At 40.9% G+C, this 24,348-nt stretch carries 25 protein-coding genes and 1 riboswitch; of the genes, 18 read left to right on the top strand and 7 right to left on the bottom strand.

Translation table 11 applies throughout. The features are described 5' to 3' along the window. Positions 1–45 precede the first annotated feature (45 nt). The 10 genes from anmK to ACSBPO_RS19435 all read left to right on the top strand — a co-directional run bounded on the left by anmK (position 46) and on the right by ACSBPO_RS19435 (position 8,647). A complete protein-coding gene (anmK, locus tag ACSBPO_RS19480) occupies positions 46–1,203 on the top strand; it encodes an anhydro-N-acetylmuramic acid kinase AnmK (protein WP_442596219.1) in 1,158 nt (385 codons plus the stop codon). Then, positions 1,203–1,529 carry a PTS lactose/cellobiose transporter subunit IIA gene (locus ACSBPO_RS19475; protein WP_442596218.1) on the top strand — a complete coding sequence of 109 codons (327 nt, stop codon included), beginning with the start codon at positions 1,203–1,205 and terminating at the stop codon, positions 1,527–1,529. Before anmK ends, ACSBPO_RS19475 begins: the two co-directional genes overlap by 1 nt. Positions 1,530–1,535: 6 nt before the next feature. After that, positions 1,536–2,624, top strand: coding sequence for a DUF871 domain-containing protein (locus tag ACSBPO_RS19470; protein ID WP_442596216.1), 1,089 nt, complete (start codon positions 1,536–1,538; stop codon positions 2,622–2,624). A gap of 12 nt (positions 2,625–2,636) precedes the next feature. Then, entirely contained in the window at positions 2,637–3,536 is a 900-nt protein-coding gene (locus ACSBPO_RS19465) for a BadF/BadG/BcrA/BcrD ATPase family protein (protein ID WP_442596214.1), read from the top strand. Positions 3,537–3,552: 16 nt separating this feature from the next. Next, positions 3,553–4,449: an N-acetylmuramic acid 6-phosphate etherase gene (murQ, locus tag ACSBPO_RS19460; RefSeq protein WP_442596212.1), complete on the top strand. Its 897-nt coding sequence runs from the start codon at positions 3,553–3,555 to the stop codon at positions 4,447–4,449. A gap of 149 nt (positions 4,450–4,598) precedes the next feature. Further along, the gene (gene hprK, locus ACSBPO_RS19455) at positions 4,599–5,531 is read left to right on the top strand and encodes an HPr(Ser) kinase/phosphatase (RefSeq protein WP_442596210.1); all 933 of its coding nucleotides are present in this window, start codon (positions 4,599–4,601) and stop codon (positions 5,529–5,531) included. 141 nt (positions 5,532–5,672) lie between these two features. Beyond that, complete coding sequence (gene lgt / locus ACSBPO_RS19450) at positions 5,673–6,494, top strand: prolipoprotein diacylglyceryl transferase (protein ID WP_442596208.1); 822 nt, start codon at positions 5,673–5,675, stop codon at positions 6,492–6,494. 38 nt (positions 6,495–6,532) lie between these two features. After that, positions 6,533–7,480: a nucleoside recognition domain-containing protein gene (locus ACSBPO_RS19445; protein ID WP_442596206.1), complete on the top strand. Its 948-nt coding sequence runs from the start codon at positions 6,533–6,535 to the stop codon at positions 7,478–7,480. Beyond that, positions 7,470–8,120 carry a pyrophosphatase PpaX gene (gene ppaX / locus ACSBPO_RS19440; protein ID WP_442596204.1) on the top strand — a complete coding sequence of 217 codons (651 nt, stop codon included), beginning with the start codon at positions 7,470–7,472 and terminating at the stop codon, positions 8,118–8,120. The genes ACSBPO_RS19445 and ppaX overlap by 11 nt, the downstream gene beginning before the upstream one ends. Further along, positions 8,120–8,647 carry an acyltransferase gene (locus ACSBPO_RS19435; protein WP_442596202.1) on the top strand — a complete coding sequence of 176 codons (528 nt, stop codon included), beginning with the start codon at positions 8,120–8,122 and terminating at the stop codon, positions 8,645–8,647. Before ppaX ends, ACSBPO_RS19435 begins: the two co-directional genes overlap by 1 nt. 726 nt (positions 8,648–9,373) lie before the next feature. Here the strand turns inward: ACSBPO_RS19435 and ACSBPO_RS19430 are convergent. Continuing rightward, positions 9,374–9,688 (bottom strand): DMT family transporter, encoded by a 315-nt coding sequence (locus ACSBPO_RS19430; protein WP_442596200.1) that lies wholly within the window; start codon positions 9,686–9,688, stop codon positions 9,374–9,376. Then, positions 9,685–10,029, bottom strand: coding sequence for a DMT family transporter (locus ACSBPO_RS19425; protein WP_442596198.1), 345 nt, complete (start codon positions 10,027–10,029; stop codon positions 9,685–9,687). The genes ACSBPO_RS19430 and ACSBPO_RS19425 overlap by 4 nt, the downstream gene beginning before the upstream one ends. A 72-nt stretch (positions 10,030–10,101) precedes the next feature. Next, positions 10,102–10,272: riboswitch (guanidine-I (ykkC/yxkD leader) on the bottom strand. A 196-nt stretch (positions 10,273–10,468) separates the two neighbouring features. Between ACSBPO_RS19425 and ACSBPO_RS19420 the strand changes: the two genes are divergently transcribed. From ACSBPO_RS19420 to hisIE, 8 genes are all read left to right on the top strand, one after another. After that, positions 10,469–11,653 carry an ATP phosphoribosyltransferase regulatory subunit gene (locus ACSBPO_RS19420; protein ID WP_442596196.1) on the top strand — a complete coding sequence of 395 codons (1,185 nt, stop codon included), beginning with the start codon at positions 10,469–10,471 and terminating at the stop codon, positions 11,651–11,653. A 31-nt stretch (positions 11,654–11,684) separates the two neighbouring features. Beyond that, positions 11,685–12,308, top strand: a complete 624-nt coding sequence (gene hisG, locus ACSBPO_RS19415) for an ATP phosphoribosyltransferase (RefSeq protein ID WP_442596194.1) — start codon at positions 11,685–11,687, stop codon at positions 12,306–12,308. Between the two features lie 31 nt (positions 12,309–12,339). Next, complete coding sequence (gene hisD, locus ACSBPO_RS19410) at positions 12,340–13,605, top strand: histidinol dehydrogenase (RefSeq protein WP_442596193.1); 1,266 nt, start codon at positions 12,340–12,342, stop codon at positions 13,603–13,605. A 428-nt stretch (positions 13,606–14,033) separates the two neighbouring features. Then, a complete protein-coding gene (gene hisB / locus ACSBPO_RS19405) occupies positions 14,034–14,621 on the top strand; it encodes an imidazoleglycerol-phosphate dehydratase HisB (RefSeq protein WP_442596191.1) in 588 nt (195 codons plus the stop codon). Next, a complete protein-coding gene (gene hisH, locus ACSBPO_RS19400) occupies positions 14,622–15,251 on the top strand; it encodes an imidazole glycerol phosphate synthase subunit HisH (protein ID WP_442596189.1) in 630 nt (209 codons plus the stop codon). It begins immediately after the preceding gene. Continuing rightward, a complete protein-coding gene (gene hisA / locus ACSBPO_RS19395; RefSeq protein ID WP_442596187.1) occupies positions 15,248–15,979 on the top strand; it encodes a 1-(5-phosphoribosyl)-5-[(5-phosphoribosylamino)methylideneamino]imidazole-4-carboxamide isomerase in 732 nt (243 codons plus the stop codon). The genes hisH and hisA overlap by 4 nt, the downstream gene beginning before the upstream one ends. 14 nt (positions 15,980–15,993) lie before the next feature. Beyond that, a complete protein-coding gene (gene hisF, locus ACSBPO_RS19390; RefSeq protein ID WP_442596185.1) occupies positions 15,994–16,752 on the top strand; it encodes an imidazole glycerol phosphate synthase subunit HisF in 759 nt (252 codons plus the stop codon). Beyond that, complete coding sequence (gene hisIE, locus ACSBPO_RS19385) at positions 16,749–17,375, top strand: bifunctional phosphoribosyl-AMP cyclohydrolase/phosphoribosyl-ATP diphosphatase HisIE (RefSeq protein WP_442596183.1); 627 nt, start codon at positions 16,749–16,751, stop codon at positions 17,373–17,375. Before hisF ends, hisIE begins: the two co-directional genes overlap by 4 nt. Before the next feature lie 68 nt (positions 17,376–17,443). Here hisIE and ACSBPO_RS19380 read toward each other — a convergent pair whose 3' ends face one another. The 5 genes from ACSBPO_RS19380 to ACSBPO_RS19360 all read right to left on the bottom strand — a co-directional run bounded on the left by ACSBPO_RS19380 (position 17,444) and on the right by ACSBPO_RS19360 (position 24,215). After that, positions 17,444–18,322 (bottom strand): CAP domain-containing protein, encoded by an 879-nt coding sequence (locus tag ACSBPO_RS19380; RefSeq protein WP_442600414.1) that lies wholly within the window; start codon positions 18,320–18,322, stop codon positions 17,444–17,446. A gap of 402 nt (positions 18,323–18,724) precedes the next feature. After that, positions 18,725–19,552, bottom strand: a complete 828-nt coding sequence (locus ACSBPO_RS19375) for a carbohydrate ABC transporter permease (protein WP_442596181.1) — start codon at positions 19,550–19,552, stop codon at positions 18,725–18,727. An 11-nt stretch (positions 19,553–19,563) separates the two neighbouring features. Beyond that, a complete protein-coding gene (locus ACSBPO_RS19370) occupies positions 19,564–20,406 on the bottom strand; it encodes a carbohydrate ABC transporter permease (protein ID WP_442600413.1) in 843 nt (280 codons plus the stop codon). A 388-nt stretch (positions 20,407–20,794) separates the two neighbouring features. Then, positions 20,795–22,063, bottom strand: coding sequence for an ABC transporter substrate-binding protein (locus ACSBPO_RS19365; protein ID WP_442596180.1), 1,269 nt, complete (start codon positions 22,061–22,063; stop codon positions 20,795–20,797). 64 nt (positions 22,064–22,127) lie between these two features. Next, positions 22,128–24,215, bottom strand: coding sequence for an amylo-alpha-1,6-glucosidase (locus ACSBPO_RS19360; RefSeq protein ID WP_442596178.1), 2,088 nt, complete (start codon positions 24,213–24,215; stop codon positions 22,128–22,130). Between the last annotated feature and the right edge of the window lie 133 nt (positions 24,216–24,348).

Genomic DNA, 24,348 nt, shown 5'->3' with positions numbered 1-24,348 from the left:
ACAAAGTTTCAGAAAAGAGCCTTCCAAAAAGAAAGGAAATAAACGATGTACGCAGTTGGATTAATGTCGGGAACTTCATTAGATGGTATCGATGCCGCGTTAGTAGAGATCGAAAACAGCGGCGCACAAACGAAAATTCAATTACTAGATTTTCAAACAAATCCCTTCTCACCTGAAATAAAGGCGGAGATTCAAGATTGCCTTTCACTTGAAAAATCAACCGTTCAACTCATCTGCAGTGTGAACTTTAAACTAGGACATCTATTGGCTGAATCGGTTAAGACAATCTGTCAAAAAAATAACCTTCCTTTTGAAAAATTAGACTTTATCGGTTCACATGGACAAACCATCTATCATCAGCCTTCCTCACAAGGGCTGTTCATTCCTTCTACTTTGCAAATTGGAGAACCTGCGGTGATTGCCTATGAAACGGATACCATCGTCGTCTCTAATTTTCGAACAATGGATATGGCAGCAGGAGGGCAGGGCGCCCCGCTTGTTCCATTTTCGGAATTTGTCCTGTATCGAAGTGAACAGAAAAATCGCTTATTGCAAAACATTGGCGGCATCGGTAATGTCACGGTGATTCCGAAAAATGCCGATATCCATCACGTAACAGCGTTTGACACTGGTCCTGGCAATATGATTATCGATGAGATATGTCAGCGGTTGTTCCATATTCCATTTGATGAGGGTGGAAAATTAGCTGCACAAGGTAAGGTTGATGCAAATCTCCTAAAAGAATTAATGGCTACCCCTTATCTTTCAACTAAACCGCCAAAGACAACGGGGAGAGAGCTTTTTGGAAAAGAATTCACCACCCATCGCATCTTAAAAAATTACGCCCATCTGTCCAAGTTTGACCTTTTAACGACCGTAACGATGTTCACCGCTCAATCTATTGCCGCCAACTACCAACAGTTTATTTTTCCAAAATATTCAATCAATGAAGTCATTATTGGCGGTGGGGGAAGCTACAATACTACCTTGGTCTCGATGATTAAGGAGCTTTTAAAAAATGAGTGTGAGGTTTTTATTCAAGAAGATTTAGGCTTTTCATCGGAAGCGAAAGAAGCGATTGCCTTTGCGATCTTGGCAAATGAAACGCTTCATGGTAATACGAGTAATGTCCAGAGTGCTACCGGCGCGAGGGAATCGGTCATATTAGGGAATATCACGCTCCCGCCAAGGAGGAATATTTAATGGAAGAAACGATGAATTTAGAGGTTGAAATTTTTGAAATCATTGCCCATGGCGGTAATGCGAGAAGCTTAGCTTATGAAGCTCTCCAGGCAGCGGAGGAATTTGATTTTGAAAAAGCGCAGCAGTTGATTGAGGATGCCCAAAAAGAGTTAAATCTAGCTCATAAAACGCAAACGAAACTGATTCAAGCAGAAATAAACGGTGAGAAATACGAAAAGTCACTGTTGCTCATCCATGCGCAGGACCATTTAATGACCGCCATTTCCGAGCAAAAGCTGATTGAACATATGATTCGCATTATCAAAAAATTAAAAGAGGAGAAGTAAAGGATCATGAGACAACTAGGCATTTCGATTTATCCAGAACACTCCACCGTTGAAAAAGATAAAGAGTACATCACCCTTGCACATCAGTACGGGTTCAAGCGGATTTTCACCTGCTTATTATCGGTTGATGGAAATCAGGAAGAGATTATGAGTAGTTTTAAAGAAACCATTCGCCACGCAAACGAGCTGGGAATGGAAGTGATGGTGGACATCGCTCCAAGGATTTTTCAGAAACTAGGGATTTCCTATAATGACTTATCTTTTTTTCATGAATTAGGGGCGTATGGAATTCGTTTAGACCTCGGATTCACAGGAAATGAAGAATCGATTATGACCTATAATCCATATGGTTTAAAAATCGAAGTCAATATGAGCAGCGGTACGAAATATATTGATAATCTATTAAGCTATCGACCGAATAAAGAGAATTTAATCGGTTCACATAATTTTTACCCGCACCGTTATGCCGGATTATCGTATCCGCATTTTTTAAAATGTAGTCAGCAATTTAAAGACTTAGGCATTAGAACAGCAGCTTTTGTGAACTCACAAAGTGCAACCTTCGGACCTTGGCCGATTGTCGAGGGCTTATGTACGTTGGAAATGCACCGTGAGCTTCCGATTCAAGTGCAAGCTAAGCATCTTTTTAAAACCGGCTTGATTGATGATGTCATCATTGCCAATGCCTATGCATCGGAAGCAGAATTAAATGCGTTATCTTTAGAGACAAAAGAACCGTTTACTTTTGAAGTCGAGTTATTCGATTCAATCACTCCTTTAGAAAAAAAGATCGTTTTAGAAGAGTTTCATTTTTATAGAGGGGACGTATCGGACTATATGATTCGTTCCACACAAAGCCGCGTGAAATATAAACAGGAAGAATTTAAACCTACCTATACACCTGATATTCAGCGTGGTGATTTATTAATTGAAAATGAATTATATGGGCAGTACAAAGGAGAGCTTCAAATTGCCCTGCAAGGTATGAAAAACTCAGGTAAAACCAATGTTGTAGGAAGAATCAGACAAGAGGAGCATTTTCTACTAGACTACTTACAGCCTTGGGATAAGTTTGCTTTTAGTCTCGTAGAATAGGCAGGCAGCTGAATGGACTATTTGATTGGAGTAGACGGAGGCGGCACGAAAACAGAGGCCATTGCCTATGATTTAAATGGAAAAGATCTATCTTCAGGATCCAGCGGATTCGGTCATATCTTGATTGACCATGACCAAGCAACAGCAAATATTATCGAAGCCATTCGTCAATGTACAAATGCTCTCGACGGTCACTGTGTAAAAATAATCTTAGGATTAGCGGGTAGTGAAGGTGGAGACCGAGAAAAATTACTCAACACGTTACAGCTGGAATTTGCCACGGATATTTCCATCGTCAATGATGCCGTAATTGCGCATGCGGCTATGTTAGAAGGTAGGGATGGGATCTTAACGATTGCGGGTACAGGATCGATCTGTCTTGGAAAAAAAGGAGAACAGTATCTTTATACCGGTGGCTGGGGTCATTTGTTAGGGGATGAAGGCAGCGGCTATTGGATTGTCATGGAGGCATTTAAAAGAATGATAGACGAGGAAGATTCCGGTCGGGGGCTAGGGAAACTATCACATAAACTCCTTAAAGAGTTAAAAATGAATCTAGCACATGAGATTAAATATTTTATTTATACCTCTACGAAAGATCAAATTGCCGGTCTCGTACCTTTTATTGTTCAAGAAGCAGAAAATGACAATGTGCAGGCGAAAGCAATTTTACAAAAAGCTGGTGAAGCTCTTGGAAAAAAGGCTGTCCAACTGTATCGGAAATTAGATTACAACCAAAAGACTTGTGTGGCTTTGAAAGGCAGTATTTTTAGTAAAATTCCGATAGTGCGGAATACGTTTATTGATTATGTTCAAAAACAAATTGCTGTGGAAGAGTTTATGATCAAAGACATTTCTTCTACAAAAGGGGCTTATTTTTTGGCAAAAAAAGAGTCAGAGACAAGAGGGTAGCAGGAGGCCATATGGAATGAACTTACATCAAATATTGACGGAAACGAGAAATCCCCATACAACTCATATCGATGAAAAAACAAGTCTCGAAATCGTAACAATCATTAATGAAGAGGATCAATTAGTTCCTCAGGCGATAACCAATGAATTGCCAAAAATTGCGCAGCTGGTTGACCGAATTGTCGAAGGGCTTGAAAACAATGGACGTTTAATCTATGTAGGGGCAGGTACAAGCGGCCGTTTAGGTGTCTTGGATGCCTCGGAATGTCCGCCTACCTACGGAACTCCGTTTGAACAGGTTATCGGAATCATTGCGGGCGGTGATACGGCGTTACGTTTTCCGCTAGAAGGGGCAGAAGATGATGCGATCCAAGCGGAAAAAGACATGGAAGTCCTTACCCTTACTAAACATGATGTTTTAATCGGCATTGCGGCAAGCGGTCGAACTCCTTATACGATTTCCGCCATGAATCAAGCGAAAAAGGCAGGCGCAACGGTAGGTTGTATCGTTAATACGCTGCATTCAGAAATGGAACAGATCGCCGATATACCGATTGTTGTCCAATGTGGTCCGGAGGTGATAACCGGTTCGACAAGGATGAAGGCTGGAACGAGTCAAAAGCTTGTCTTAAATATGCTGTCAACGGCAGCCATGATTCGTTTGGGCAAGGTGTATGGAAACTTAATGGTCGATGTGCAACCATCAAACGAAAAGCTTACCCAGCGAGCAAAGGATATTATTGTCGAAGCGGCTAATGTCACTTTGAAGGAAGCGGAAAAAGCATTGGCGGAATACGGGTCAACAAAGGCCGCCATTCTATCTTTGGTTACAGGTCTGCAAGGGGAAGAGGTTCATCAAGTATTAGATCAATATAACGGTCACTTAAAAAAGGCTATTCAATCACAGATGTAAAAAATAAACCGCCGGAAATAGGAATTCCGGTTTTTTGTTGTTGGAAAAGACGATAACACAAGAAATGAAGCTTACCGTTTGGTTCTTACTAAAAAAGTGCTAAAATAGGGAAAGTATACATATTCGTCGCTCATAAGGAGGAGACCTATTTGGCTAAGGTTCGCACAAAGGATATTATTGAAAAATTTAATTTAGAACTGATTAGTGGAGAAGAAGGGGTCGACCGCCCGATTACAACAACTGATATTTCGAGACCTGGACTTGAAATGGCCGGTTATTTTGAATATTATCCCGCCGAACGAATTCAATTGCTTGGGAAAACAGAATTATCGTTTATACATCAATTAACAGAGTTTGACCGCGCTTCTAGGATGGAGCGGTTATGTACAGATATTACCCCTGCCATTATTATTACAAGGGAAATGGAAGTACCGGATGAGTTAATCGAAGCCTGTGAACGCGAAGCCGTTCCTCTTTTGCGAACAAAACAAAAATCCACTCGCTTTTCAAGTTTGTTAACGAATTATCTGGAAAGTAAATTAGCTCCAACAACTGCCGTTCACGGAGTGTTAGTAGACATTTATGGTGTTGGTGTACTGATCACAGGGAAGAGTGGAGTCGGTAAAAGTGAAACAGCATTGGAACTTGTCAAACGCGGACATCGCTTAGTAGCAGATGACTGTGTGGAAATACGTCAGGAGGATGTTGGGAATTTAATCGGGAATTCACCGGAATTAATTGAACACCTTTTAGAAATCCGCGGTCTAGGGATTATCAATGTGATGACCTTGTTTGGGGCTGGTGCTGTTCGAAGTAATAAACGAATTACACTTGTCATTGATTTAGAAATATGGGATCAGAAAAAACAATATGATCGCCTTGGCCTTGATGAAGAAAAAATGAAAATCATTGATTCCGAAATAACGAAACTAACCATCCCAGTTCGTCCAGGACGAAACTTAGCTGTTATTATTGAAGTAGCTGCGATGAACTATCGTTTAAAGAAAATGGGAATGGATGCGGCTCAGCAATTCAACGACCGCCTTCACGACGTCATCGACGACGGTGAAACAGAAGACTAAATGAATCGTAAACCGCACCACCGCATCACCGCACTGGGGGTCAGACCCCCGGCGCTTCACCGCGCCACAGTGCCGGGGGTCTGACCCCCACCACGTTAGTGTGTTAAAGCGAAAATGAAACGAATTGAGAGGAGAGAGAGAATGGAAGAGAATATTAAGCCGCTTAATCCGATAGCTCTTGATCTTGGGCCTATCGAAGTTCATTGGTATGGGATTATTATAGGTACCGGTTTGGCGCTTGCCTTATGGATGGCAATGCGTGAGTCCGAACGAAGAAACTTACAAAAAGAAATTTTTGCCGATTTAATGTTATGGGCGATTCCGATTGCGATTATTTCAGCGAGAATCTACTATGTTATTTTTGAATGGCATTATTATAAGGATCATCTGAGCCAAATCCCGCAAATTTGGGAGGGTGGAATTGCCATACACGGTGCCCTAATTGGTTCCGTCATCACCACCTATATTTTCACGAAAAGGAAAGGCGTTTCCTTCTGGAAGCTGGCCGATATCGCCGCTCCAAGCATCATTCTTGGCCAAGCCATCGGGCGTTGGGGTAACTTTATGAACCAAGAAGCACATGGTGGCGAAGTCACTCGCGCTTTTCTAGAAAACTTACATTTACCGCAATTTATCATTAATCAAATGTATATCAATGGCACTTATTATCATCCTACGTTTTTATATGAATCACTTTGGGACTTTGCAGGAGTCATCCTGTTATTAGCTCTTCGAAAAGTAAATCTCCGTCGTGGGGAAAGCTTCTTAACCTACGTGATCTGGTACTCCATCGGCCGCTTCTTTGTCGAGGGTATGAGAACAGACAGCTTAATGCTGACAGAATATTTACGAATGGCGCAGATGATTTCCATATTCCTAGTTGTCTTTGCCATCGTTTTAATCATCTTCCGTCGTAAAACAGGTCTTGCGGATAAACACTACTTAGACCCATCAAATAACTAAAAACTACTTTTTTACAGGAAATAGAGAGAAGGGGAACCATGTTAGCGGGGTCATTAAAAAGAGGATTTTTAGTTGGTTTAAAAACCACCTGGACACTCGGTAAAATTATCTTTCCGATTACGTTAATCGTCGGAATTTTAAAATATACACCAGTCTTACCGTGGGTGACAAAATTAATAGCCCCACTAATGGGACTCATTGGATTATCAGGCGATGCGGCTATCCCGCTTGTCCTTGGCGCACTTCTAAATCTATACGCAGCCATCGGCTCAATCTTAACCTTGGATTTTTCGGTAAAAGAAGTGTTTATTATCGCCGTCATGACCTCGTTTTCCCACAACCTATTAGTAGAATGTGGGGTTGCTGTAAAGGTTGGAGTAAAGCTCTGGCTAGTTTTATTAGTCAGACTTGGACTTGCTTTCCTTTCCGCCATCGTCATAAACCTAGTTTGGCATGGAGGAAGTGAGCCTGCACAATATGGATTCATTCCGGCAAAAGAAGAGCATATAAGTGGAATGATACCGATTGTACTTGAAGCACTCCAAAAAGCAGGCCTTGGTATCCTGCAATTAGCACTTATCGTCATTCCGCTTATGATGGCCATTCAAATTTTAAAAGATAAAAAATGGATTGATGTATTTTCACGCTGGACAGCTCCTGTTACAAGAGCACTAGGAATGCAGGAAAACACGTCCATGACCCTCGCAGCAGGCTTCCTTTTTGGCTTAGCGTATGGGGCAGGCGTGATGATTCAAGCGGTGAAAGAAGATGGGGTTAGCCCGAAAGATGTGACATTGGCGATTATTTTCCTCGTTTCCTGTCACGCAGCCGTCGAGGATACGCTTATTTTCCTCCCTTTAGGAATTTCGGTGTGGCCGTTATTTTTAATCCGCTTAGGTGTTGCCATTATTTTAACTCTAATTATTTCTCGTATTTGGAATCGAACCATTGCAGCTAGAAGAAAGGAGGCAACCTATGAACAATAAGATTACCACCATCCTTTTTGATTTAGACGGTACATTAATTGATACAAATGAACTAATTATCGCGTCATTTTTACACACATTGGAAAAATATTATCCAAGTCAATACAAGAGGGAGGATGTCCTTCCTTTTCTCGGACCAACTTTAAGGGAAACCTTTGAACCGATGGACAAGGACCGCGTTGATGAAATGATTGCTACTTACCGTGATTTCAACATTAGCAACCATGATGCGTTCGTCACGATTTTTCCAACAGTGTTAGAAACCGTGAAAACCTTAAAAAATCAAGGTTTCAAAGTTGGAATCGTGACCACCAAACTTTCCGATGTCGTCATGATGGGGCTTAGATTAACCAAGCTTGATTCCCTGTTTGATGTCATTGTCGCTCTTGATCATGTCGAAAAAGCAAAGCCAGATCCAGAGCCCATTTTTAAAGCATTAGAGCAGCTTGGTTCAAAGCCGGAGGAAGCCATCATGGTCGGAGACAACCATCATGACATTCTAGCTGGAAAAAATGCCGGAACCAAAACAGCAGCCTGCTCATGGTCCATCAAAGGCCGCGAGCATCTTGCCCAATACAATCCGGACTACATGCTTGAAGAAATGGCTGACATATTAAATATAGTAGGAGCTAAGAGGTAATGAGAAACACCGAACGTCACCCTGTCGAAGGCGCTAATTCACTATGGCATGTGTACAAAACGGTTCCTTTTTGGAAGGTTGTTAAAAACTTTATCATTATTCAGCTCGCCCGTTACACCCCATTTCTCGGAATGAAAAACTGGCTGTATCGTACTTTTCTGCGGATGAAGGTTGGCGATCAAACATCGTTTGCACTTATGGTCATGCTCGACGTCATGTTTCCTGAAAAAATCAGCGTCGGCCGCAACACCGTTATCGGCTATAATACAACGATTCTCGCTCACGAATACTTAATCAAAGAATTCCGCCTCGGCGAAGTTCGCATCGGCAGCGAAGTCATGATTGGCGCCAACACCACCATTTTGCCAGGTATTACTATTGGAGATGGAGCTATCGTTTCAGCTGGAACCCTTGTTCACAAAGACGTCCCAGCAGGTTCCTTTGTCGGTGGCAACCCAATGCGTATCATCTACACGAAAGAACAACTAGCCGAACGCTGGGCCGACGACCCGATATATGGAAAATGATTATTTTTTGAAAAAAAAACGCCATCCGAAAAAACTCTTAACGGGTTCTCTTCTGGAGTGCAAAATGTAAAAAATTAACACAAATAGCATGCTAAATCGCATATGATTTAGCATGCTATTTTTTATTGGAATAACAACATTTATGGTATTTTAACCTTAGAATTAACACAGTAATTAGCATACCAATTAGCAAAGTGAGAATGAATATTCTCATGCTGTTAGTTAATATGCTAAAACGGTTGTTAATATTTCGAAAAATTTGATAGGAAACTCGGCTGTATTTATGCGTCCTTAATTAAGTAACCAGCGAAAGTAAAATAAGCGGAGATTTTCCGGTTAAATTCAGAATGGAGCTCGTTTCGGGCTAAATAAGGGGAGGTTTTCCGGTTATACCAAGCAAAATCCCATATTTTCATGTTTTTCGAGTCAATAGGCGGAATCTCTCCGTCTAATTAAGCTATTTTTAATGCTATTTCCTAATTAAGCGGAATTTTTCCGTCTATTTATCTGATCGGGTATAACGGATAATACTCGGAGGCAAAAAAGCATGATGATTAAATTGCTAATCACCATACTTTTTACTACGTTATTTGTACTGTTATTTATGATTTTGCACCTCAAAAGAGAACCCGTTAAAAAAACTCTCGGAGGGCGTTTTTGCCAGCGCAAAATGTTTGGTTCCAAAGCCGCAGATTTCCACTAGAAATATCGTCAATAAATGAACCCTTAAGAAACAAGCTTCAACCCAACAGCAGCCACTAGCACCATCGCAATAAATAAAACCCGCTTCCAGTTACTTGATTCTCCGTACAAAACAATACCAAGAATAGCTCCGCCGGAGGCACCAATTCCTGTCCAGACCGCGTAAGCCGTTCCCATAGGAATATCCTTCATCGCTAAAGATAAAAATAGGAAGCTGCCGCCAAAACCTAAAATAAGGTACAAAAGCGACTGCCAATTGCGCTTTTGATGTAGACGATGCATAAGCACGACACCAAGCATCTCAAATACTCCCGCAATCACTAAATATAACCAACTCATTTGGAAGTCACTCCTTCCTCAGAGTTCTCGGAAGTGACAAGCTTTAGCCCCATCACTCCTATCAGTAAAAGTAAAATCAGCAACAGCTTAACCCATTTAAATGGTTCTCCAAAGAAGAGAATTTCAGCTGTTACCGTTCCGGCCGTCCCGAGTCCAACGAACACTGCATAAACCGTACCTACTGGTAGATTTTTTCCTGCAGCCACTAAACCATAAAAACTAATAGCAATGCTAATAGCAGTGCCTAGCCACGTCCATATATCATCAGCATGCTTTAGGCCCATCACCCAAAAAACCTCAAAAAATGCGGCCACAAACACCTTCAGCCATTCCTTATTCATTAAAAGTCACTCCCTATCTCTATTTTCACCTATACCCAACAAAAAAAGCCCAGAAGATTATAATCACTTATAATCTCCCGGGCTTTTATCCCTCCGTGGCATAGCAACGCTTTAAAGCACCGGGGGTCTGACCCCAGGTGCTTTAAAGGGGTAAAGTGAAGTAATACACTTTGCTATGAGTTTTCTCTCGGACCAGTCCAATTTATTCTATGGAAAAATTGCGGAACCCTAGAAAACTTAGTCATTATTAATATCCTTTTATTATACACGGCAATCTCTGATGAGCAAGCAAGAAATTTTGGGAAATACTACGTACAGACAAAACTTTTCAGTTGACGTTTGACCCAAAACAACGATACAATAACTTTAATTTACTACCATATTAGCGAACTAAAGGATTTCAGAAAATATAGTTCTTCAATTTAAAGGGGAGAGCATCTTGAGTCAGTTATTTATGTTTGAAAAACCGCTCGGTATGAGAGATACATTACCGAATTTATATGAAACGAAACATCTAACAAGATCCAAAATGGAAAATGCGATTAAACAGTGGGGCTATCAATTTATTGAAACACCCACGTTAGAATACTATGAAACCGTTGGGGCAGCATCGGCCATCCTTGATCAACAGCTTTTTAAGCTCCTTGATTCACAGGGACACACATTAGTCCTTCGCCCTGATATGACGACTCCAATCGTTCGTGTTGCGGCATCGAAACTTTTAAAGGAAGATCTGCCATTAAGACTCGCTTATGCAGCCAATGTATTCCGTGCCCAACAGCGAGAGGGTGGGAGACCGGCAGAATTCGAACAAATTGGTGTAGAGGCGATTGCCGACCCTACCGTTTCGATTGATGGAGAGGTGATTGCCCTCCTTGTCTCGACCTTACAGGAAGCAGGACTCGATCACTTCCAAATCTCTGTTGGCCATATCGGATTTGTACAGGAACTATTTTTGCAAATACTCGGAACCGAAGATCGAGCCAATGTTTTAAGACGTTATTTATATGAAAAAAATTATGTCGGCTACCGTGAGCATGTGAAATCACTATCATTATCTTCTATTGATAAACAACGCCTATTAGACTTTTTAAAGCTTCGCGGTGGGCAAGAAGCCATAGAAAAAGCGTTCGATATTGTGGAAAACGAACGCGGCAAGGAAGCACTTCGACAGCTGCAGGAGTTATACGCTATTCTTTCAGATTATGGCGTTGAAAGTTTCATTCAATTGGATTTAACCCTAGTCAGCCATATGAGTTACTACACGGGAATTTTATTTGAAGTGTATGCGGGCCAAGTCGGATTTCCAATTGGAAACGGTGGCCGTTATGATCAGCTTCTTGAAAAGTTTGGTGAGTCGAAAAGCGCTACCGGCTTTGGGATTCATTTAGACCGACTATTAGAAGCCATTGGAGATCCAGCAGAAGGGACCCCAACTTATTGCATTCTTTTTAGTAATGAAAGAAGAAAAGAAGCATTCGAACTTGCGAAAGCCAAACGCTCGGAAGGCAAGCAAATCGTGCTTCAAGATATAAACGGTGTTCAAAATATTGATCAGTACACAAAGAAATTTGCAGATGTCAGTTTTTTAATTGGCCGAGCGGGACGAGATTCTGCTTTTTAAAAGAACGAAATCGTAAAGAGGAGATTGCTTTATGACCCAATTTTTAACAGTGGCAATGCCGAAGGGGCGAATATTTGAAGAAGCGGTTGAGCTATTGCGACAAGCTGGCTACCAGCTTCCTCCCGAGTTCGCAGAATCCCGGAAGCTTATTATAGACGTAGACGAAGAAAAATTACGGTTTATCCTAGCCAAGCCGATGGATGTTCCCACTTATGTGGAGCATGGTGTTGCCGATATCGGGATTGCCGGCAAAGACGTCATGCTTGAGGAAGAGCGAGATGTTTACGAACTTTTAGATTTAAAAATTAGTGCCTGCTATCTGGCGGTTGCAGGTCTTCCGAATACAAAGATGAAGGATATTGCGCCAAAAATTGCGACGAAATATCCGAATATCGCTGCTGCCTATTTCCGTGAGCAAGGAGAGCAGGTTGAAATCATTAAATTAAACGGCTCGATTGAACTTGCACCAATAATTGGCTTAGCGGACCGCATCGTCGATATCGTTTCAACAGGCAGAACCCTTGTGGAAAATGGATTAGTAGAATATGAACAAATTGTTGGCATTACTTCTAGGCTGATTGCCAATCCGGTAAGCTACCGAATGAAGGACGAGCGAATTAGCGACATGGTCGAGCGCTTAAGTCGAATTATTTAAAAATAAGCCAACAACCATTCAGGGGGACAAAATGAAAATTTTAACGATCAATGAAGGTATTTCAATAAAAAGAACGCTTGAAGCAGGTACAGAAGAGCAGCTAAAAGCAGTCAAATCCATTATCAATTCTGTTCGCGCCAATGGAGATTCAGCGTTAAAAGAATTCACCGCAAAGTTTGACCGTGTTGAAATAAACTCGCTAAAGGTTTCGAAAGAGGAACTAGAGGAAGCGTATGAGCAACTAACAGATGAACAAATCAGCATCATTCAGGAAGCGGCAGCCAATATTAGATCTTTTCATGAAAAACAACTTCGTCCATCTTGGTTAACAACCGAGGAAAACGGAACGATCCTTGGGCAAAAAATGACTCCGTTGGATTCTGTCGGTGTTTATGTCCCAGGAGGAACAGCAGCTTATCCGTCTTCGGTACTAATGAACGTTATTCCTGCTAAAGTGGCTGGAGTTAAACGAATTGTGATGGTTTCCCCGCCTTCACAGGATGGACGTTTACCATCAGCTGTTCTTGTTGCTGCAAAAGAAGCAGGTGTAGAGGAAATCTACAAGGTAGGTGGCGCCCAAGCGGTAGCGGCACTCGCTTATGGTACGGAAACCATTAAATCGGTTGATAAAATCACCGGCCCTGGAAACATCTATGTGGCTCTTGCGAAAAAAGAAGTGTTCGGAGATGTGGACATCGATATGATTGCCGGTCCAAGTGAAATTGCCATCTTAGCAGATGAAACAGCCAGAGCAAATGAAGTAGCAGCGGACCTTCTTTCGCAAGCCGAACATGATCTGCGTGCTTGCAGTATTTTAGTTACGCCTTCACAAACATTGGCTGAGCAAGTAGCGCAGGAAGTTGAAAAGCAATTAGCGATTTTACCGAGACAAGAGATAGCTGCTGCATCCATCCGCGATTACGGTGCCATCTACGTGACGGCTGACCTTGATGAAGCGGTCAAGGTGATTAACGAAGTGGCACCAGAGCATTTAGAAATTGTCACGGAAAATGCGATGGAACTGTTAGGAAAAATTCGTCATGCTGGCGCTATCTTTATCGGTCGCTACAGTTCAGAACCAGTCGGAGACTATTTTGCTGGTCCTAATCATGTTTTACCTACAAATGGAACAGCACGATTTTCAAGTCCATTGAATGTGGATGATTTCCAGAAAAAATCAAGCATCATCTCCTACAGTCAAAAAGCATTTGAAGAAAATGCTGGAAAAATTGCCGCCTTTGCCCGTTTAGAAGGTCTAGAGGCACATGCTAGAGCCATCGAATCACGGTTTAAATAATTATGATACTTATGTAGGACAAAACAATCGATCAACCAGGTAGAAATGTCCATCATACCAATGATGAAGGACAAACCAGTCGGTGAACCAGTTCGGAATGTCCATCATAAAACTGATGAAGGACAAAACAGTTGGTGAACTAGGTAGAAATGTCCATCATACCAATGATGAAGGACAAAACCATCGGTGAACTAGGTAGAAATGTCCATCATACCAATGATGAAGGACAAACCAGTCGGTGAACCAGGCCGTGATGTCCATCATACCAATGATGAAGGACAAAACAATCAATCAACCAGGTAGAAATGTCCATCATAACACCGATGAAGGACAAACCAGTCGGTGAACTAGACCAAAAAGTCCATCATCCACACCGAAAACGCTAAAACGAAAGCTTATTAACTCGAAAAAAATGGAGGCCCAAATAAATGGAACGTATCGCAACAGTCCACCGCAAAACAGGGGAGACGGATATTAAATTAACCTTTGCCATTGACGGTGAAGGCAAATCAGAGCTAGAAACATGTGTCCCATTTATGACACATATGCTTGACCTTTTTACGAAACATGGCCAGTTTAATCTTGCTGTTGACGCAAAAGGGGATGTAGATGTCGATGACCATCATACAACCGAAGATATCGGCATCTGCCTTGGACAGGCTCTTCGTGACGCTCTAGGGGACAAAAAAGGAATTAAACGCTATGGCAATGCCTTTGTACCAATGGATGAGGCGCTTGCGCAAGTAGTGGTAGATTTAAGTAATCGACCTCACCTTGAAATGAGAGCGGAGTTCCCAAGCCAAAAGGTGGGTACCTTTGACACGGAGCTTGTGCACGAATTTCTGTGGAAGCTTGCATTAGAAGCACGCATGAATCTTCATGTCATTGTTCATTATGGGAAAAATACGCATCATATCATTGAAGCGATTTTTAAAGCATTAGCACGGGCTTTGGATGAAGCGACCACAATTGATCCTCGAATAAAGGGAGTCCCGTCAACGAAAGGGATGTTATAAATGATCGGAATTATCGATTATGGAATGGGGAACCTGTTCAGCGTCAGTAAAGCACTTGAACGCCTTGAAGTGGACTATTTCATTTCCGAGGATAAGGAAAAATTAGCCCAGGCAACAGCGCTTTTATTACCTGGAGTGGGATCATTTCGCGATGCGATGAAGCGCCTTCGTGAAGAGGGCCTTGATGTAATGATTAGGGAGTATGTCCAAACTGGAAAACCGCTTCTAGGCATTTGCCTCGGCATGCAGCTTCTATTTGAAGAAAGTGAAGAAAATGGACCAACCGAAGGACTAAAGCTTCTGCCAGGCAAGGTAAAACGTTTTCCAGGAGGGGACTACAAAGTACCCCATATGGGCTGGAACCAGCTTGAGTTTTTAAAGGAAACCCCTATAACAAGGGAATTATCTACACAAGAAGAGCATGTTTACTTTGTCCACTCCTATTACATAGATGCAAAAGAATCAAATGTGGTAATGGCGAAAAGCACCTATTATGAAGACGTTGCTGCCATTGTAGGACGTGGAAATATATACGGAATGCAATTTCATCCTGAAAAAAGCGGTAAGCTTGGGATGGCACTCCTCCAAAATTTTGCAAAATTAGTGGAAGAAAGTCAGGTGGCCCAATGAGTTTTACAATCTATCCGGCGATTGATATGCGTGGTGGGAAATGTGTCCGCCTACTACAAGGAGATTATGATAAAGAAACGATTTATGGTGACTCACCGTTTGAAATGGCCAAACGTTTTGCGGAAAATGGGGCTGAATGGATTCACATGGTCGATCTTGATGGAGCCAAGGATGGAAAAAGAGTCAACGATCAGTTTGTCATTGAAGCGTCACAAAAACTAGGAGTGCGAATTCAAATTGGCGGCGGAATTCGGACAGAGGAAGATATTTACCATTATTTAAAAAATGGAGTCGACCGCGTTATCTTAGGGAGTGTAGCTGTATCTAATCCGGAATTTGCCACGCAAATGATTCAAAAATATGGCGCCAATATCGTCATTGGCATTGATGCGCGTGATGGCTATGTAGCCACACACGGATGGCTGAATAAATCAGAACTAAAAGCGGTGGAAGTAGGAAAAGCATTTGCAGACGCAGGAGCAGATACCTTTATTTTTACCGATATCGCCACAGATGGTACACTTGCTGGCCCTAATTTTGAAGCAGTAGAGGAACTAGCATCTGAAACGAAGAAAAGTGTGATTGCCTCTGGGGGGATTAGTACGCTGGCGGACTTGAGCGGTTTAAAGGTTCTGATGAAAAAAGGAATTATGGGTGCCATTGTCGGAAAAGCCCTATACGAAGAACGCTTTACGTTAAAAGAAGCGTTACAAGAGGTGCAAGATTAACGAGGTGATTAAAAATGCTTACAAAAAGAATTATCCCTTGCTTAGATGTAAAGGACGGGCGAGTTGTGAAGGGAATTCAATTTGTTCAACTACGAGATGCCGGTGACCCAGTGGAGCTTGCAAAATTCTACGATGAACAAGGTGCTGATGAGTTAGTGTTCCTTGATATTTCTGCTTCACACGAAGGTCGTGCAACGATGACGGAGGTTGTGAAAGCTGTGGCTTCGCAATTAGCGATTCCTTTTACCGTCGGCGGCGGAATTAACTCGCTAGAAGATATGAAACGAATTTTAAGAGCCGGCGCCGATAAGGTTTCTCTTAATACAGCGGCCTTAATAAATCCGGAACTGATCACAGAGGGTGCTGACTTTTTTGGTTCCCAGTGTATCGTGGTTGCGATTGATGCGAAATATGACCAGGAACTTGGATCATGGAGAGTGTTCACTCATGGCGGCCGAAACGCAACGGATTCGGAAGTCATTGCTTGGGCAAAAGAAGCCGTTTCAAGAGGTGCAGGGGAAATTCTCCTTACCTCTATGGATAGTGATGGTGAGAAAAAGGGCTTCAATTTATCGCTAACGAGGGCGGTGAGTGAGGCGGTTTCTGTTCCTGTTATTGCCTCTGGTGGAGCGGGAAATGCCAAGCATTTTGCGGAAGCATTTAACGATGGGAAAGCAGATGCCGCGTTAGCTGCCTCTATTTTTCACTATAAAGAAACGTCTGTTGAAGAAGTTAAAACGTATTTACGAGAGCAGGGGGTGGCAGTACGATGAAATCATTAAAATTTGATGAAAAAGGGCTGATTCCAGCTATTGTGCAAGATGCTGAAACGAAGGAAGTTTTAACATTAGCTTATATGAATGAAGAATCACTAAATAAATCCTTAGAAACGGGGGAGACATGGTTTTACAGTCGGTCCCGTCAGGAGCTATGGCATAAAGGAGCAACAAGTGGAAACACGCAAAAAATCGTCGAACTAATTTACGATTGTGACCAAGATGCCCTTGTGGTAAAGGTCATTCCGAATGGACCTGCCTGTCATAACGGAACCACGAGCTGTTTTACAGAATCACTATGGAAAAATGAAGAAGAGGCAACTCCAACATCAAACTTATCTATTTTAAGCCGACTTGAAAAATTGATCCAACAACGTAATGTGGATAGACCCGAAGGAGCCTACACTACTTATTTGTTTGAAAAAGGGGTCGATAAGATATTAAAAAAGGTTGGCGAAGAAGCAGCAGAAGTCATTATTGCCGCGAAAAATCGCGACCGCGAAGAATTAAAATGGGAAGCAGCCGATTTGCTTTACCATTTACAAGTATTATTAGTGGAGCAAGGACTTCCATTACAAGAAGTCATTGGTGTACTTGAGGAAAGACATAATAAGAAATAAGGAAAAGGTCTGATCGTCAGCATGTGAGATCAGACCTTTCTTATTCCTAAACGGGCGCTTACGCTTTTCTATTTCCCAATAAACATTTGTGTCCAGTGGTTACCAGTTGTATCATGTCCAACCCCAATATGAGTAAAGGCAGGATTTAAGATGTTTTTACGGTGTCCTTCACTGTTCATCCAAGCGCGAACCACTTCTTCTGGAGTTTGTTGCCCTTGAGCAATATTTTCTCCAGCTGTTTGATACGTAATACCGAAGTCACGCATCATATCGAATGGTGATCCGTAAGTCGGACTTGTATGGGAGAAATAACCTTTAGCCTGCATGTCATTTGACTTTGTTCTTGCAACGGAACTTAATTTTGTGTCACCAGTTAACGGTTTAACACCTGCTTTTTGTCTTTCAGCATTTGTTAAATCAATTACTTTTTGCTCAGTAGCACTAATTCCAGCTGTTTTAGCCTGCTGAGTTTGTTGAGTAGTTGGTGCTTTTTGAGTCGTTGTTGGAGCCTTCTGCTGTGGTGCAGCTTGCTCAGTTGGCGCTTGTTGCTGTGGTGTTGCTTGCTGAGTTGGAGCCTGCTGTTGCGGTGTTACTTGTTCAGTTGGTGTTTGCTCAGTCCCAGGTTGCGTCATTTGCCCTGGAACTTGTCCACCTTGCCCTGCCATACCTGCTTGACCTTGGCCAGCTGCATAGTATGGTCGTCTTTGCTCAGCCTGATATTGACCGCGTTGTCTTTGAAGACGATCGACTATATTTTGCAATTTAGAACGGTCAAAATCAAAATTTTGCATATTTCCTTGGTTATTTCCTTGTAATTGATTTTGATTTCCTTGCATTTGCCCTTCAATCACATATTGATACTTTGCTTCTTGGATTTGAACGGGTCTCGTATGTGGGAAACTCTGACTATTCATTTCTGTATAGTCAGCAGAAATGGAGTCATCCATATTTCCTGCTAAATCATTACCAGGTCTTACTCCATAGCGTGTATTTCGAGCTGTATTTAAACCTTCCGCAGTATCATTCCCATTTCTTGTACGGAAGGCATCGCCCACATTGTCTCCTCTTTCGTCATTTACATTATCCTGATCGCCAGGAGTTAAAGCATCAAATGCAGAATTGTCGTTATCATTGTTACACGCAACAAGTAATATCAGAAGTAAACTTGTAGCAATCATTTGCAACTTTTTGACCATGTTTTCATTTCCTCCTTTAAACTCACATGATACGTTCTTATTGTCTTTTCTTTTTGAAAAAGTATAGATGGTAATTATCGAGATAAAAGGGTAGGTTTATGGAAAAAATAAAAATAACCTCGGCAAAAATTCGCCAAGGTTATTGCTTCTTCTTTATTTATCACCAATAAAAGACATACCTTTAATAAAATACTTGTTAAAAAAGGCATAAATTAGTAGGACTGGTAAAGTAAATACCATTGATGCTGCCATAATATAATTCCAGTAACTAATATATTGACCTTTAAAGGTGTTTAAGCCTAATGGTAAGGTGAACATTTTTGAATCAGATAGAATAATTAAAGGTCTCATAAAGTCATTCCATGAGCCCATAAAAACGAAAATGGCCTGTGCTGCCAAGGCTGGTGCAGCCATTGGTAAAACAATTTTGAAAAAGGTTCCAAATTTCCCTAATCCATCAAGTGAGGCAGCTTCTTCTAATTCCTTAGGGAAGTTGATGAAAAATTGCCGCATCATAAATATAAAGGTTGCATTAATCATAGTAGGAACAATCATCCCTTGATAGGTGTTGAGCCAGCCAAGCTCCTTTAAAATTAAATAATTGGGTATCATGGTTACTTGGGCAGGAATCATTAATACGGCAAGAATGATGACAAAGAGTGGCTTTTTGCCTGGAAAGCTTAATCTTGCTAATGCATATCCAGCCATTGAATTAAAAATAATATTTAATCCTGTAACCACAATCCCTATAAATAAACTGTTAAATAACCAACGTGGAAATAATTCTTGTTCAATGAATATCATTTTATAATTATCAAAGGTAAAGTTTTTTGGCATAAAACTCATGGATCCACTAACAATTTCCTCTAATGTTTTAAAAGAAGAGGACATTGCCCATAAAAAAGGAATGATGGTGACAATGGCATATATAACTAAAATGACATATAAAGAGGACTTTGCAAAGCCGACTTTTCTTTTCACGTTTTTCCCTCCTAGTAAAGAGACTCCTCTTTGGAGAATTTTCGTTGTATTAGGGTTGCCACTAGGATCAAAATGGCAAGGGCAAATGCTAGTGCAGCAGCGTAGCCAAGTGTTCCTAAACTCTTAAAGGCGTATTGATAAATTAATAAAACAATGGTTAAGGTTGAATTGTTAGGACCGCCGGAACCGGCAGAGAAGATATAAGATTGATCAAACAATTGGAATGTCCCGATCATTCCCATTACAACAACAAAACTTGTAACCGGTCGTAGATTTGGGATGGTTACATAAAAGAACTTTTGAATGGCGTTAGCCCCATCTAAACTAGCTGCTTCATAAAGAGAGTCTGGTATACCTTGAAGAGCTGCTAAATAAATAACCATAAAAAATGGAGCTGTAGACCATACATTCATGATCATGATGGCGTTCAAGGCTATTTGTGGGTCACCAAGCCAGTTGTAGGTTGGCAATCCAACCAATTCGAGTAAGTGATTGATTAAACCGTTTTGATTGTACATCCACATAAAAATGAGTGTTAAGACGGCAGAAGAAGTTAAGGTTGGTAAGAAATAAACAATTCTAAAAAACTTTTGCCCTTTCAAGCCAGCATTTAACGTTGCAGCTAAGACTAATGCCAAAAAGGTTTGAGTTGGCACCACAATCACAACATATTTTATCGTGTTCAAAAGAGCAATTTTAGCTCGGTCATCATCCAATATTCTTATAAAGTTATCGAATCCAACAAAATCTAATGAGGCATTTCCTAAAAGTTGAACCTTATGAAATGAAAGATATATCGCATAAAAAATAGGTCCTATTAAAAATAAAATAAGGACAAATAGTGTCGGTGCCATAAAAAGATAGCCTTGACCTGCATCTTTTAATAATTTCTTTCTATTTCTCACCCTTCTCAACTCCCTTTTCTCCCAAATCTAATATATGTGGGAAGATTCTTCTCATTGGTAGGTCAATATTTAAAATTGAGTGCTTTTTCTATTCAACTCTTTCAACCAACGTCGTAACATTGGCACAAAGAATTGTATAGGTTTTATAAAAGGGAGGAGAGAACAATCTCTCCTCATGCCTTATATATATATGGAGGTTGGACTTGTTACTAATCCAGCTTCAGCGCCTAGCCCCTCGAGGTCAAATAACCTCAAACCCAAGAAGTCAAAAAACGGACTTCTTGGGTCTGAGAACATTTGCTTGTCGGGGCTGTTCAAGCCGCTTACGCTTTTTTTATTACTTAGAATCGATTTCTTTATTTGCTGTATTTTGTCCTTCAGCAAGTGCTTCTTCAAGAGGTCTTTCACCTAAGTAAGCACTTACAAATTGGTTGTTAAAATTGTTAAATACGATTGGAAGATTGGTTCCTCTTGCCCAAACAGTAGCATATGGAGCACCTGCTACTAATGCACCACGTAATTCATCCTTGTCATAACCAAGTTTTTCAGCAACGGATTTACGAGATGGTAATTCGAATCCTTTGGAAGTCCAAGTTTCCATTCCTTCTTTACCTGTTAAATACGTAATTAACTCTGTAGCTGCTTCTTTCTTTTCAGATGCTGCATTCATAACGTAAGCAACTGTGAAAGCCATTGTCCCTTTCTTTCCATCAATAGTTGGAACTTCCGCCATTCCAAAATCAATATCCGGGAACGTATTTTGTAGGTAAGGAATAGCCCAGTTTCCTTCAATAACCATTGCTGCTTTACCTTGACCAAACATTTCTCCTGTCCAACCTGCACCAACATCACTTGGTTGTGCTGCGGTCTTATCAACTAAATGTTGGTCAACATACGTTTGATAAGCTTCTACAACTAGAGGATCGGCAAAATTAGCTTTGTCATCTTTTACAACTTCTCCGCCTTTTGATTCACCAATAAACACTGTACGGGCAAGTTCTGGATTTTGACCAAAACCATATACATCTTTACCTTTTGTTAGTGCTTTAGACACTTCACGTAATTCATCCCATGTTTTAGGAACTTCCACACCTGCATCAGCTAACATTTTTTTATTGTAGAAAAGTGCAAGTGTTGAGTAACCTTTAGGGAAGCCGTATGTTTTACCATCATATTGATAAGCCTCAAGCAGGGGTTTCTCAAAATCTTCAACATCAAAATCATCTGGAATATGCTCATCAAGTGGTTCAATGGCACCAGTTTGGATTAAAGCAGGTGCTTCAGATGCATCTAGATAAAATACATCGGGACCTTCTCCACCAATGAGTCGAGTTTTTATCACATCCATGTACTGATCTGCGATTACTTCATGATTTACTTTGATATTAGGATGTTTGGTTTGGAAATCAGCTAATACTTGCTCTAAAAGTTCAGTTTCTTCTGGAGAAGAACCCCAACCAGCAAGGGTGATTTCAACTTGCTTATCTTCTTCTTTTACAGGATCATTAGAGGCTTTTTCTTTTTCTCCGCCACTACAGCCTGCTAGCATACTACCAACAAGCATCGTTGATAAACCTAATGTTGCCAACCATTTTTTTCTTGACATATTTCTCTTTCCCCTTTCTTTTTATAAAAAATTTATCTCTTACGAAGTTTACCTTCGTGGAAGATTAAGCTTGAATAACTTCAAAACCAGTTGTGTTTTCTAAAATTTCTACTCCTGCTTCACGAGTAACACGAAGGGAGAGGTGACCATTTCCAATAGCTATACGACCAACCTGTAATTCATTCATTCCATTCAGTAGCTTTGGTGATAAATTAATTTTTCTTTTTAAACTATTAGGGAATAGTCCCAAGATAGATTGAATGAAAACAAGTGGAGTTCCTGCAGCCCATGCTTGTGGTGAACAGGCAACAGGATATTTGACAGCCTTTCCAATTGATTTATCGTAGCCACAAAATAGTTCCGGCAAGCGATCGTATTCAAAATGTTCTGAAGCAGCAATTAATCCTTCCGTTACGATATTTACTTCTTTGTTTTTACCAAGCTTGCTCATTCCTAATAGGGCCATACTATTATCATGCGGCCAAATACTTCCGTCATGATAGCTCATGGGATTATAGCCTGCTTCATCTGCCCCCATTGTACGAATTCCATATCCAGAGAACATTTTAGGTGAGACCAGCATGTTCACAACAGCATTTACACGGTCTTCGGAAAGCATTTTTGAAAAAAGGACATGGCCAGGATTGGAAGTAATTGTTCCAACCTGCTGTTTATTTTCATCTAGTGCAATCGCATAGTAATTTACATCATCCATCCAAAACTCTTGATCAAATTTTTTCTTTAATTTCTCGGCTTGATTTCGTAAGGAAGTAGCCTTTTCTTTATCGTCGATGCTTTCAAAAATCTCAGCCATTCCCATTTTCGCTTGGTATACATAGCCTTGGACTTCACTTAAAGCAATAGGGGTTTTGGCATAATCACCATTTCGATGCACTACACTATCCCCTGAATCTTTCCATCCTTGATTGGCAATCCCTTTACTCGATTCCTGATGGTATTCCACGAATAAATCTCCATCTCGGTCACCATACTGATCAATCCAGGTTAGCGCATCATCGATATTTTGTTTTAATGTAGTAACAATCTCCATATCACCAGTCCATCGAACATATTCGGTAAGAAGAACTAAGAATAAAGGAGTTGCATCAATGGTTCCGTAATAAGGGGTAAAAGGAATTTGGTTTGTATTCGCTAACTCCCCATAACGAATTTCATGCATGATTTTTCCAGGCTGTTCATCCCGCCAAGGGTCAACCTTTGTTCCTTGCTGGCTGGCCATTGTAAGCAATGTTCCTTTTGCTACCTCAGGATTAAAAGCCAGCATTTGTATGGCGGCAATGATGCTGTCCCGTCCAAATGGAACACCAAACCAAGGGAGGCCGGCAACTGGAAACTTACCGAAACCTAAATCTGTTAACAAAACACGTAAATCAGCAATTCCACGGTCAACGAGTCTTTGAAGAGAAGGGAAGTCCGTTTTGACTTTTGTAATTTGGTCTTCCCAAACCACATAAGAATGCTGAAGTTTTTTTAATGCTTGTTCCGGATGTAAAGGGTTTTTTGCTTTTTCTACACCAATAATTGGTTGAATCATAAATGTAACGCTGTCATCCGCCAGATGATCTAATTGAATATCAAAGTAGATGTTCCCGGTTTCATCCAAATTCGTTTCATTTTTGTCCCAATTCACCACTGTTGCTCTATGTAACTTATCTGCACCCTCATAGTGGAAGGTTAATGATTGAGTAGCTACCGTTTGCCCTGTTCGCTTTCCAATGTCACCTGTTTGAAAACCCCTAACGATAAACATATCAGTAAAATCAACGTCTAGATGAAGACTAATTTGGAATTTAACAGGCTTCGGATAATAGTTTTTTACTTTAATTTTTTCATAAAGAACATCGTCGTAAATAAATCTCGTTCTTTCCATTTCTACGGATTCACGCCAAAGGATTAATTTTCCATCTTTCTCCATATGCGGGTTTGTTAATAGGATTTTTGCCATATAATTTTCTGCAGCATCTGAAGAAAGGAGGATAGGTTCCTCACCATTAATTTTCAAATCTAGTTTACTTAGGAATCTAGTATCTTTGGTATAAAGGCCAAGCCCATAGGGATGATTCTCGGTAATATTTCCGTTTGTATCGGTTAATAAAAATACGTCATTCTCTTTAATCACACGGTAATCCATCATGTTCCTCCTTTGCAGCGAATCGGTTACTTTAACTAGTATGGCAGAAATGAAATCAACTATTTCCGAAACGTTTCGGTTTTTGGAGATAAAAAAACCAAAGTAATATAAAGTTTATTTTACAAATACCGAC

This window comes from Neobacillus sp. D3-1R, from assembly GCF_052180215.1.
Lineage (GTDB): Bacteria > Bacillota > Bacilli > Bacillales > Cytobacillaceae > Pseudoneobacillus.
The sequence above is the reverse complement of the archived record's forward strand: the minus strand, read 5'-3'. Positions and strand labels throughout refer to the sequence as shown.